We start from the raw sequence: 11,957 nt of genomic DNA, 5'->3' as shown, positions 1-11,957 counted from the left end.
AATTTGTCTCAATTTCGCAGAGAATTGTGACCACGCGATAAGCCACAAATAAAAGAGTGAAATGAATCACGCCCATTTCACTCTTTTTCGATTCATCCAAGTCAACTAACGTAAGGCTATTTGTCCATTTTCATACGTTAGTCCATTTTCTATGTCGTCTTTTATTAACGCGGCGCCATCCAAATCAACCAATACGGCATGGGCCGCAATAGGAAGCCCTGCGCGCATCGCGATAGAACTGCCTAACATGCAACCGACCATGATCTGCATGCCGTTCTCTCGGGCTTTACGCTCTAATTCAAACGCACCTGTTAATCCGCCTGTTTTATCGAGCTTGATGTTTACCATCTGATATTTGCCGATCAGATTGGTCACATCATCCGCGGTATGACAGCTTTCATCCGCACAAAGAGGGATGGGGCTGCTGATTTCTGTTAGTGCATCATCCTCTCCCGCAGGAAGAGGTTGCTCAATCATTGCAATGTTCAGTGGCGCAATGTGTTTGATGGTTTCAGGAATGTCCAATGATCCCCAAGCTTCATTGGCATCGACAATGACAATGGCATCTGGTGCTTCGGTGCGCACCGCTTGTAGGCGTTCAAAGACAAGATCAGCATTCAGCTTCACTTTGATCAGCGTGGCGCCTTGCGTAATGTATTGGCGCGTTTCTTCGGCCATTTCTTGTGGCGATGCGATCGAGACCGTCATCGCTGTGGTGATGGCCTCTGGCAAATCGAAGTTTGCTGGAAAATTAGGTTCTTCGAGTTGCCATAACGCGCAATCTAACGCGTTACGCGCCGCGCCGGGGGGCAGAAGGTGCAGTAATGTTGCGCGATCAAAATCAGTGCCTTGAAGCGATTCAATTTGTTCCATCACGCTGTCGAAGCTTTCACCGTATCGACCTGTCGGAGAGCATTCTCCGATACCGACGCTGCCGTTTTTCTCGACAGTGACTTGCAGTACCTCCGCTTCGGTGCGTGAGCCTCGAGAAATCGTAAAGGCGCGCTTTAACTGGTAGGTGACAACATTGGCAGTGATGTTCATGCATTATCCTCAAAAACAGTGACGAGGTGATCGACAATGTTTTCCACACCGAATCTTACCGGATCGGTCGCCGGCAGATTAAACGCATCACCCACTTCTTTAAGGTAGTTGATGGCATCTTCTTCGTTCAGTGACGATGTGTTAATGGCGACGCCCACAAAGCGTGGGTTTGGGTTGGTCAATGTGCCCAAACGCAGTGCCAGTGACATGATGTCTTCCATTTTCGGCATAGGTACATGTGGCATGTGGCGAATGTGGTCACGGTTTACTTCATGACAAAGCACAAGTGCATCTGGTTGCGCACCATGCAGCAAGCCCATGGTGACACCTGAGAAAGCGGGATTAAGTAGCGAGCCTTGTCCTTCGATCAATTGCCAATGATCAGGGGCACAATCTGGAGAAATAGACTCTACCGCACCTGCGATGAAGTCAGAGACTACAGCGTCAATCGCAATGCCGCTGCCTTCAATCAAAATACCCGTTTGCCCTGTTGCACAGAATGACGCAGAGAGTGCGCGCTTCTTCATGGCGCCTTCGAGTGCAAGTGTTGTAAACATCTTGCCGACGGAACAGTCGGTACCGATGGTCAATAAGCGTTTTCCAGAACGCTTAATACCAGAGCCAACATCGAGTTTTTGCGTTGAGTGACGTAAATCGAACAGTTCAACACCGGCTTCTTCCGCCGCATCGACAATCGCAGGGACATCGGTCAATCGTTGATGTAAGCCTGACGCCACATGCATGCCTTTTTCAATGGCCGATACAATCAAAGGGATCCAGCTTTCTGCCAGCACACCGCCCGCATTGGCCGTGCCGAGTACAAAGGTTTTCGCACCATGCGCTATCGCCGTGTCGATGTCCATATCAGGCAGACCTAATGACGGCACATCCTCATTCAGGCGCATTTGGCCGACACATTTCTCTGGACGCCAGTAGTGAATGCCGCGCGCCGTTTTGATTGCCAATGGATCCTTGTTATCGCCAAGCATAAGCATGTAAGGGGCTGGAATGTTCATAGGTCTCCTTTATACCTCTATCAATACTGTCGTCGATGTGGTGAAGAGCGATAGCGCTTGTTGGGGCACGATCAACGAAGTGAATGTCTGTTTCTGGTGTGATGCTCTTACTATAGGGTTCTATGTGGCTCGCGATAAATGCCGTTTTCGAGAGGCTAATGCGTAATCGGTATGGAAAATGGACGATTACGTGATCGGTAGCAAATCATTGCCCTGATAAAATGCAACTCCATCGATATACTGATGATGATTGAAGCGCGATGAGGCTGTCTGCGTCATTGGTTTCGCCTATGCATGGAATGATGTCTTCACAAAGAGTGATGTCTACACAAGGACAAGTGAGAATGAACCTAGAGAGTAAATGGCTAGAAGATTTTCTCGCGCTGGCGGAAACGCGAAACTTTTCTGCGGCCGCAGTGCGTCGAAATGTCACTCAGCCCGCGTTCAGCCGTCGTATTCGAATGTTGGAGCGGAGTGTGGGCGCTGAACTTGTTGATCGCGGTCAAACGCCCATTGCTTTGACCGAAAGTGGACGGGTGTTCCGTGTAACAGCGCGAACCTTGATGAATCAGATTGCGGAAAGTGTGGGCCAAATTTCTGCTCTGAATAATTCCGACGGACGAATTGTGCGATTAGCGTCTGCCCATTCCCTCGCGCTGAACCTGACACTCGCAATTCAAACTGAGTTATTAACACAGGTAGAAATGCCCATGCTAAGCGTGGAAGCCATGAACGTTGATGAAGCGGTTGATGCGCTCAAAGAGGGCGAGTGCGACATCTTGTTTGCTTTCGATAATGAACACATGAAGCTTCCGCCTTTCGAACATATTCCCGTTGGTGTGGCGGAGCTTCTTCCTGTTTGCTGTAAACGTGAAGACGGTACGCCGCGTTTTTCCCTCACTCGAAAAACGGTGTTGATGAATGACGACGAAGCACTTCCCACGCCTTGGCTTGCCTATAGCCCAACTTCTTACATGGGGCGACAAACAGAATCAGTACGCCATGAGGTGAACATTGAACCTGTGTTTCTTTCGTCCATGGTCGATATGCTTAAAGCGCAAGCATTGATGGGAAATGGTGTGGCGTGGTTGCCTGACTTTTCGGTGCAAAAAGAATTGGAAGAAGGCGCATTGGTGGTGATTGGTGAACCTTATTTGATTCGTGATGTTGCTTACTTCGCATACAGATATCAGGCAAGGTTGCATCCCTCAGGAGAAAAAGTGTGGAAGGCACTTAAAAGTTTATCGAATGCAGAAACGTGACATTTCTAATGTAACTCATGTGGTTAACGCTACGTTGAGAAGAATGTTGGGGCTGATTGCAATATCTCGTGAAGGAAACTGCTATATTTTTTGAACGTGCTGCCGATACATACCGTGTCGATAATTAGCCATCCTTAACTGCTTTTCGACACCACGTTTTCCTTCTCCGATTTGTTTGACGCTGGGGGTGTCATGCTAGTAAAAGAACCCATCCCGAATTTCGTCAAAGCCATGGGGCATCGCGTCGTCGCGTACATTTTGAACGTGACCGAATCTGAAGCGCGTCAGGTTCTGCAGAATCAATATCGATTGTCTGCAAAGCAACAAGATACGTTTATTTCTTACGTCCAATTGTGTCGCCAAATGCGTGCAGTTGCCTTATCTCAGGGTGATATTGAGCAATCATTCTTTCACCGAATTCCGCATGTGTTGCAGAACGGCCAACACATTTTTTCCGTTTGGCGAAACCAGAATGATGGGTTTCAACCGAGCGTAAGTATCAGTGATCCTCTCGCTAAGAGCTTGGCGGCCGTGGCCACTGAGCTATACCCGTTGTTTCTTGTTAAAGCGGGGACAAAGCCGCACCTTTTCTATCGCGCATCTGGCTATTTGAGCGCAGCGATTGCTCAGTTACCAGGTCACAAAGCGCTTTATCGCCACATTCTTGAAGATCCCTCTTTCGAGCGTGTTTTTGAAACCATCAGTAATGAACCGAGCGAAACGCTGGGGCACTATGTTGATTCAAAGGGCAAGCGAGGTGTGATCACGTTATCTTCATTGCCGTCTGCCATTTTGCTCAACAGCTATGATTTGATGCGTATCCGTGGACCCATGTCAGACAGCACATTCGTCGAAACTGTGCTCGAGTTGCTTGAGATCGCACGCAGTGTAGCCGACGGTGAAGTGGCGCAGATCCCGTTATTCGTTGGGTTCAGAAACGCAGCGTTGGTGGATTTGGATGAGCTTGATACCAAATGGGGAACGATTCGTCGCTATACACCCTCAATTGCCGAATACACGCTGCATTTGCCAAGCCTGATGGCGAAGCGTAAAGACAGTGGCTTCATGCTCGAATCGGGCTATGCCTACGCCATTAACAGCGGCGATCTGCTTGAAGATGATGATTGGCCTGATGATGTGCTTGAAGCTGATAACGAAAAAATGTCAACAGAACTCAACATCACGTTGTGTTTGGCCATGTGCTTTTTGAATGACTCGCCACCGTTTGTTGCGCCTGAGTGGGTGTGGCATGTCGATCCTTTCTCCTTGGAAGGGGCGAAGGAAAACGTTGATACTGTTAAAGAAGCAGATGAGCCAGTTCAAATTACGACCAGAATTTTGGATGATGTTGAAAACTGGAGTTTGTTACTTGAAGACACGGATTCAACAGGTATCCGATTAGCGTTTAGTCGTCTCTTTAGCGCAGCACGCCAACCATCACGTATAGATGGGTTGCTGGATGCGATGGTTGCACTGCGCAACATATTTGGTGCGGGCAGTAACGCAGATGACGTGCCAAAAGCGGTTGAAGCATTAGTATCAGGCGATGCTGATGAAGCTGCACAGCTTGCCCTTGAATTGGCCGAGGATTGGAACCAGATATTGCAAGGCGATGCATGGTGGGACGCGGAAGAAGTTCGCGAGAAAACCATGTTGTGTATTTCACTGTGCCTTACGTGTTTGCACCATCTGTATTTGAAAATGCCAACACTGGTGAGCGACCCCGATCGATTGGCGAAAATTGTCAGCAAAACCAAGGACAATATCGCCTGTTAGATTCCATGATACTTCAATAGCCTTTGGGTTATGCATCACGTATTTTGACCACTTTTTTGACCGTTCACTTCTCCTCTTATGTTCTAATTAGCTTTACCAATCTAATGATGCTGCTGGTTTCTGTGGGTTCAGATTGCTTGGTATTGTTATTTAGGGACTAAAAACAGAACAATAAGAGGGGCAAGTGTGAGCGTTAAAATTAATCAAATTAATGTCTATCCCGTAAAATCTATTGGCGGCACGTCACTCAGCAATGCTTGGGTTGAAAAGATAGGGTTGAGTTTCGATCGACGTTTTATGGTGGCAGACAGTACGGGCAAGTTTATTACGGGTCGTACACATCCCATTCTCGCAAAAGTCACGGCATCCCTTCAAGCCAACGGAATTACCCTCACACATCCCACCATGTCGCCGTTAGTCCTGAAATACGCGCAATTTTCTCTGACTGAAGTTAACACCAATGTTTTCAAAGATGAGTTTGCCGGTTACGCGACAACAGCCACTGCTAACGCCTGGTTCAGCCATTTGCTCAGCGGGCAAATGCAGCTGTTGTTTACGGGCGAAACATCGTCGCCACGTTTTGGTAAAAAAGCCAATGTTAACGTGAGCTTTGCTGATGCATTCCCATTGTTGCTCATTTCAGAAGCATCGTTGGCAGCGTTAAATGCGCGCTCGCCTGATCTTCACTCGATGGATCAGTTCCGTACCAACTTGGTGGCAACGGGCTGTGACGCTTTTGAGGAAGACCGTTGGGCGAAAATCCGTATTGGCACGGTGGAGTTCAGTGTGGATTGCCCGTGTAGCCGCTGCGTGTTCACGACTTTAGATCTTGAGAGTGGTCGATTTCGACCGAATGGTGAGCCGATCACCACCTTGTCGAAGTTTCGCACTGACAACGATGGCAATGTGAATTTCGGCATGAACTTGATCGCTTTGAATGAAGGCATGATCCAAGCGGGTGACGACATCGAGGTGCTGGCATACCGTGATGTTGAAGAATACGAAGATCTTACTATTCCCAAGTTAGAGCTTGTGTGTACGGAAACCGAAGTGGTTTCCCGTGATTTCCAAACTTTCTGGTTCGAGCGCACAGAGGGTTCGCTGCCAACGTACAAAGCAGGGCAACACCTTCCGATCGAGCTCGATATAGACGGTAAACGCATCCAGCGCCGTTACACCTTGTCATCGACACCAACCCGTCCAGAGCGTTTATCCATTTCAGTGAAGCGCATCGATGGTGGTTTGGTATCGAACTGGCTGCATGACAATGTCACGCAGGGTAGCCGTATTGTCGCTCAACAGCCGGATGGGCAATTCCACCTGAGTGACCAAGCCGACAAGCGTAACACCTTGTTGCTGCTTTCTGGCGGCAGCGGCGTGACGCCAATGATGTCCATGCTAAGAGCGTTAGCGGATGCGAATGAAATTAAAGACGTTGTGTTCTTGCATCAATGCAGCAGCGAAGCGGACATTCCTTTTGCAGACGAACTTAACGCCCTTGCCGAGCAGCATAAAGGCCTTACGGTGATGACCTTACTGAGCCAACCTTCAGAACGATGGTCTGGCATGGCGGGCAGATTGGACCAAACGCATTTGGCGCTTGTGCCAAAACTCGCTCAACGAGACGTGTTTGTTTGTGGTCCGCAAGGCTTTATGGAGTCAGCCATGAACGTGCTTGATACCTTGGGTGTGCCTGAGCCACAACGTCACCAAGAGTTCTTCAGCACACCCGGTACTTCGAATGATGATGTTGCCGCTGAGGTGAACATTACCATCGAAGGCGAGTTCATCCGTGGTGATAATCAGCGTCCTATTCTGGTTCAAGCGGAAGAGGCGGGTATCCCGCTGGAATACAGCTGTCGTGCAGGTGTGTGTGGCTGTTGCAAGATGCGCTTGTTGGATGGGGATGTCGATCAACCTGATATGCCAGCACTCTATCCAGGTGAAAAAGAAGAAGGCTTGGTGTTGACGTGTTGTTGTGTGCCCAAAGGCGATGTGACGTTAGCGAGCCTCTAAGGCTAAAAAAACCTAAGCAAAGCACCGAAAAATAATGTATTTTTTCGATAAGCTAACATTTAAGGCTGCCGCATGAGGTATCATTGCGGCAGCTTTTTTATGGGATGAATATTAATGACGAGCGTCAAAACAAAGAACGCAGCTCTACTTTTACTCGGTGCTGCCGCCGGTGGAATACTTGCTAGTGCTGTGTGGTTTGATCAGGTGGTTGAATTAGAAAAACAATATGCTGCACTGAACAGTGATCACACCACACTGGCAAAAGGCATCGAGGCGAAAGAGCTCGCATTGTCGGTGAGCGCGTCTCAGCACGAGAAAACCCAAAGCAATGTTGAAAAGCTGGTGGTTCAATTGCAGGAAAAAGACAAAGAATTGGCAGAGCTCGAACACAAAATTACGATGAAAAGCCGTCAGTCTCAATCTCAAAATAGCGAGCAAACCGAAAAGCTATTGGAAAGTGAAAAAGCACTTGAGGCCCTGCGCACGCGCCTTCAAAACACTGACCGTCTGTATGCTGAGCGCTTTCGTTTAACGAAAGCCGTGAACGAATTGAATGAGAACATTTTAAAAGCGAGCCACAAGGCAGAAGCAAGCCAAAAGGCATGTGATGAGTTTAAAAAAGGCAATTCGTGGAATCGCGTCTCTCAAGATGACTGTGATACTTACGCCAAGATGAAAAAAGCAGCCGATGACATGATTGAAGAGTTCGACGTGATTAGCAGTCAGCTTGACAGCGTTAATCGTCAGTTATCTGCGTTTGGGAATTTGCCATTGGTGAGCAAAGACGCCACAAATGAAAAAGCCGATGCTAAGCTCGTGATTTCAAACTGAGATTACCGCTTTCATTTTTTGATATTCAAGTAAATGCACTTGGCTTGGCGATAAACTGCGTAACTCGCACTATGCTTATGAATAAGTGCCGTATCAATAAGACAGATGCATGATAAATGCGTTATATTTCGCAGGCTTGTTTCTGAATTCTCATAAGATGCATACAGCATCGACAATAATCGGATAGTGGGAGTAAACACGTTGACGACCCGAATATTGATCACTGATGACTCTGCATTAGCGCGAAAGCAACTTGCGCGTTCTCTTCCTGAACACCTGAATGCCGATGTTACCTTTGCTGAGAATGGCAAAATAGCCATCGAAGCACTGCAATCTCAACCCTTTGATTTAATGTTCCTTGACCTCACGATGCCAGAAATGGACGGATTCCAAACCTTGGAAGCCATGCGTGATCAGAATATCAAGGTTCCTGTTTTTGTGGTGTCAGGTGATATCCAGCCAAAAGCCCAACAGCGTGTGTTAGCGCTAGGTGCGCAAGCATTCGTTAAAAAGCCGGTATCTCAAGCTGAATTGGTCGAGATGCTAGAGCCCTATAAAGATCTAGAAAGAGTGCAATCCGCGCCTCAACCCTCTACGCCAATTCAAGCTATATCCGCACCTGCTAGTGTTAAAATCGGTCGACGTGAAATGTACATGGAAGTGGTGAATGTGGCGATGGGGCGCGCAGCCGATTCGTTAGCGCGCTATTTTGATGTGTTCGTTCATATGCCGCTCCCTCAAGTGAATGTGTTTGAGGTAAGTGAGCTCGACATGACCATTCGCCACCTTGCTGCAAACGACAATATGTCGGGCATTTGCCAAGGTTTTAGTGGTGAAGGGTTAGCCGGCGAAGCCTTAATGCTGATTTCCGATTCCTCGATGAAGGATCTGCTCGGAATTTTGGACTACCCCGACGACGGCTCCATCGACAGCGATCTTGAAGTGCTCGTGGATGTCAGCAATGTGCTTATCAGTGCGTTCTTAGCTGGCATTGGCCAACAAGCGGGGCTGGTGTTTGCACAAAGTTATCCTGTGATTCTTGGTCAGCACATGGATGTTGATAGCTTGGTCGATAATATGCGCGGCACGTGGAAGCGTACAGTGACAATAGAAGTGAGCTACGCCATCGACGACACCAACATTAAGTGTGATCTGTTGTTGTTGCTGGTGGACGAATCCTTGCCATTGCTTGATGCGAAACTGGCTTACTTGATGGACGATGAGGATTAACCATGATTGACTCACCAGAATTTGAACAGTTCAACTGGATGGTCGATATGGTGCAAAATATCGACATGGGGTTGATCGTCGTAGACCGAGATTTCACTGTGCACATGTGGAATGGATTTATGGTTCACCACACGGGTAAACACCCAAATAAAGTGAAGGGGAAATCGTTGTTTGAGGTCTTTCCTGAAATCTCTGAAGCATGGTTCCGCGCAAAATGCAGACCCGTGTTCGAGCTTAAATGCCGCAGTTTCGTGTTGTGGAAGCAGCGTCCGTATCTGTTTCGCTGCCGCAATGTTCGTCCTATTACGGGACGAGCGAAATTCATGTACCAAAACGTGACGTTGAACCCAATGGTCAACTTACGGGGCGAAGTGCAGCACATGTTTATCTCAGTGGCGGATGTGACTGGGGAAGCGTTGGCGCATGATTAAGCACCGCTGATACCAAACCTTTGGTGTTCTTCGCGCTATATTGCCTGCAAAACGAAAAAGCCGATCTCAATAGGATCGGCTTTTTGTTTGCCTAGGGCTAGATGTTAGAAACTAGACATTCGGACGGCCACAGTTTGGGGCTTTTCTGTTCGTAGCGGGTAACGCATTAATGGCATCTTGAAGGTCATCAATGCGGGTGTCATGTGAAGGGTGGGTGGAAAGAATCTCTGGCGGTGCGCCTTCAGAGGCTTTCGCCATGTTTTTCCATAATTGAACGCTTTGGTTCGGATCGAACCCCGCTTCGTTCATCAACTGCACACCGATCAAATCGGATTCAGATTCATGTGCTCGGCTAAACGGTAGCAGTACACCGACATTCACACCAAGGCCAAGCCCTTGCATGATCAAATCTGAGTTTGCAGTGCCGCTAGCCCCCAGCGCAATGCTGGTAATTTGCAGTGCGCCGTTGGCCGCTTTTGAACTCGACACCCTTTCATTACCGTGGTTTGCCATGACATGGCCTATTTCATGCCCAATCACAGAGGCCAGTTGATCTTGTGTTCTCGCAACTTTTAGTAATCCTGTATATACACCAATTTTTCCACCTGGCAGGGCGAAGGCGTTCACTTGCGGGCTATCGAAAACGACCACTTCCCATTTTTCGAAATCCGGTTGAGGTGGCGTGACCTTCAAAATGGCATCGGTGACACACTGAACATATCGGTTTGTCTTCGCGTCTGTGCTGATTTTCTCGTTAGATTTCAGCTCAGAAAATGCAGAAGCGCCCATCAGTGCCATTTCAGCACCCGGAACAAGAATAAATTGGTTTCTCCCCGTCGGAGACGTGGAACAGCCCACTAAAAATGCGAGCAATGCGGTGGCGACCGTTGTTTTTAACGCCTTGAATTTCATCTTTCCATTCCCTTGTTTCGCCTTGGGTACATTTTAATCACTCTGCTTGCAGGGGCAAGCGGCATTAGCCGCAGAAAGCAGGTTGGGTATGTTTCATTTTACGTTTTATCACGACTGAGTATTTTCTGTTTTTTGAGTCTCAAGCACCCACAAACCATAGCCGAATCATTGAGAACGGCGGATAATGCCAACGATAATGATGCAAACAAATCTATCAGGAGCTCGGTTTGTCTATGTGGAAAAAAGCCATTTCTCTCGACGGTCTCAATGCAACGTCTAAAAATACCTTGGTTGAGCACCTTGGTATTCAATACACCCATTTTGACGACAATAGCTTAACGGGCACCATGCCTGTCGACTCACGTACACATCAACCGCTGGGCATGTTGCATGGTGGCGCTTCTGTCGTGCTCGCAGAAACACTGGGCTCGCTGGCAGCGAATATATGCGTGGAAGAAAACAAGTACTGTGTCGGTCTAGATATCAATGCGAACCATATTCGTGCAATGCGTTCGGGGTTTGTCACCGGCGTAGCGACCCCGACGCATTTGGGTGCAACGACTCAGGTGTGGCAAATCGAAATTAGTGATGAGCGTGGTCGTCTCGTGTGTACCAGTCGCTTGACCATGGCTGTTTTGCAACATAAAGGGAAATAAGCGTGGTTATCTCAATCCCTGGCGGAAAAGTGGTGGCGACCATGCACGAGGTTATGGTGAAACTCCAAGAGAACCGAATGACGCTGCAAGCGCATACGGATGACATCAGTCTATTGGGTGCGCCTTGTATGCTGATTGCCAATGGTGGCACGGTGAATTGGAGTCTTTCTTTGGGTTCAAAAGAGAACATGCAAGCAGTGAGTGATGCCACAGGCATTGCGATTAAAGGCTGATGCAATCCTTGTTTCTTGAACCCGTGAGTATGTAGAAATACAACTATCCATCTAGCGTTTACGTATTTTCGTGGGTTCAAGGAGAGAAAATGATCATATTCAAAACATGCGCAGCGGCTTTTTTGCTTATCTGGTCGCCATTTTTGTTGGCAGGTAAGGCTGATGTTGTTGATGCAACGCTTTCGCCGTCGGGTGATAGCTACCGTGTTTCTGCAACGGTGAAGCATGCTGATGAAGGATGGGATCATTATGCCGATGCATGGCGCATTGTCACCGCCGATGGTACCGTGCTTGGCACGCGTGAATTGGCGCATCCCCATGTTAACGAGCAACCCTTTACGCGCAGTTTGTCAGGCGTTGTTATTCCTAGTGGGATTCAAGAGGTGCATATCGAAGCCAGAGACAGCGTGCATGGTTGGGGTGGTAAGCGAGTAACACTGCCCGTCAAATAGTGTCATTGTCATTGTCATTGTCGTAGTCAGTGCGAAGATATTGATAAAGAGCGATGTTGACGCCATCAAACTCGATATTTTAGCGAGTGTTGAAAGAC

The 11,957-nt window shown here is 48.1% G+C and carries 13 protein-coding genes; 10 read left to right on the top strand and 3 right to left on the bottom strand.

The window, feature by feature from the left end:
* Positions 1-105: 105 nt before the first annotated feature.
* Together BM082_RS05260 and dgcN are read right to left on the bottom strand one after the other, a co-directional pair.
* Positions 106-1,044, bottom strand: a complete 939-nt coding sequence (locus BM082_RS05260) for an enolase C-terminal domain-like protein (protein ID WP_074925605.1) — start codon at positions 1,042-1,044, stop codon at positions 106-108.
* Positions 1,041-2,060 carry an N-acetyltransferase DgcN gene (dgcN, locus tag BM082_RS05255; RefSeq protein WP_074925604.1) on the bottom strand — a complete coding sequence of 340 codons (1,020 nt, stop codon included), beginning with the start codon at positions 2,058-2,060 and terminating at the stop codon, positions 1,041-1,043. The genes BM082_RS05260 and dgcN overlap by 4 nt, the downstream gene beginning before the upstream one ends.
* On the opposite strand from dgcN, the gene BM082_RS24950 reads away from it, so the two are divergent.
* The 7 genes from BM082_RS24950 to BM082_RS05225 all read left to right on the top strand — a co-directional run bounded on the left by BM082_RS24950 (position 2,053) and on the right by BM082_RS05225 (position 9,606).
* Positions 2,053-2,226, top strand: a complete 174-nt coding sequence (locus tag BM082_RS24950) for a hypothetical protein (RefSeq protein ID WP_159435494.1) — start codon at positions 2,053-2,055, stop codon at positions 2,224-2,226. The two genes, dgcN and BM082_RS24950, sit on opposite strands and share 8 nt — an antisense overlap.
* Before the next feature lie 178 nt (positions 2,227-2,404).
* On the top strand, positions 2,405-3,322 hold the full coding sequence (locus BM082_RS05250) for a LysR family transcriptional regulator (protein WP_017010746.1): 918 nt from the start codon (positions 2,405-2,407) through the stop codon (positions 3,320-3,322).
* 192 nt (positions 3,323-3,514) lie between these two features.
* Positions 3,515-5,098 (top strand): hypothetical protein, encoded by a 1,584-nt coding sequence (locus BM082_RS05245; protein WP_017015656.1) that lies wholly within the window; start codon positions 3,515-3,517, stop codon positions 5,096-5,098.
* Positions 5,099-5,284: 186 nt separating this feature from the next.
* On the top strand, positions 5,285-7,114 hold the full coding sequence (locus tag BM082_RS05240; RefSeq protein ID WP_074925603.1) for a hybrid-cluster NAD(P)-dependent oxidoreductase: 1,830 nt from the start codon (positions 5,285-5,287) through the stop codon (positions 7,112-7,114).
* A gap of 114 nt (positions 7,115-7,228) precedes the next feature.
* Positions 7,229-7,945, top strand: coding sequence for a hypothetical protein (locus BM082_RS05235; RefSeq protein ID WP_017015654.1), 717 nt, complete (start codon positions 7,229-7,231; stop codon positions 7,943-7,945).
* A 201-nt stretch (positions 7,946-8,146) separates the two neighbouring features.
* Positions 8,147-9,175 carry a response regulator gene (locus tag BM082_RS05230; RefSeq protein ID WP_026025029.1) on the top strand — a complete coding sequence of 343 codons (1,029 nt, stop codon included), beginning with the start codon at positions 8,147-8,149 and terminating at the stop codon, positions 9,173-9,175.
* Positions 9,176-9,177: 2 nt separating this feature from the next.
* Positions 9,178-9,606: a PAS domain-containing protein gene (locus tag BM082_RS05225; protein ID WP_017015652.1), complete on the top strand. Its 429-nt coding sequence runs from the start codon at positions 9,178-9,180 to the stop codon at positions 9,604-9,606.
* 111 nt (positions 9,607-9,717) lie between these two features.
* Here the strand turns inward: BM082_RS05225 and BM082_RS05220 are convergent, their stop codons facing one another.
* A complete protein-coding gene (locus BM082_RS05220) occupies positions 9,718-10,518 on the bottom strand; it encodes a M48 family metallopeptidase (RefSeq protein ID WP_017015651.1) in 801 nt (266 codons plus the stop codon).
* Positions 10,519-10,745: 227 nt separating this feature from the next.
* Here BM082_RS05220 and BM082_RS05215 point away from each other — a divergent pair, with 227 nt between their 5' ends.
* The 3 genes from BM082_RS05215 (at position 10,746) to BM082_RS05205 (ending at position 11,859) form a co-directional block, all read left to right on the top strand.
* Positions 10,746-11,174 carry a hotdog fold thioesterase gene (locus BM082_RS05215; protein WP_026025194.1) on the top strand — a complete coding sequence of 143 codons (429 nt, stop codon included), beginning with the start codon at positions 10,746-10,748 and terminating at the stop codon, positions 11,172-11,174.
* Between the two features lie 2 nt (positions 11,175-11,176).
* Positions 11,177-11,407 (top strand): DUF3389 family protein, encoded by a 231-nt coding sequence (locus tag BM082_RS05210; RefSeq protein WP_017017322.1) that lies wholly within the window; start codon positions 11,177-11,179, stop codon positions 11,405-11,407.
* Between the two features lie 89 nt (positions 11,408-11,496).
* Entirely contained in the window at positions 11,497-11,859 is a 363-nt protein-coding gene (locus BM082_RS05205; protein WP_017015649.1) for a hypothetical protein, read from the top strand.
* The last annotated feature ends 98 nt before the right edge of the window (positions 11,860-11,957 follow it).

The organism is Enterovibrio norvegicus DSM 15893 (assembly GCF_900115495.1).
In the GTDB taxonomy this organism is placed as follows: Bacteria; Pseudomonadota; Gammaproteobacteria; order Enterobacterales; family Vibrionaceae; genus Enterovibrio; species Enterovibrio norvegicus.
The sequence above is the reverse complement of the archived record's forward strand: the minus strand, read 5'-3'. Positions and strand labels throughout refer to the sequence as shown.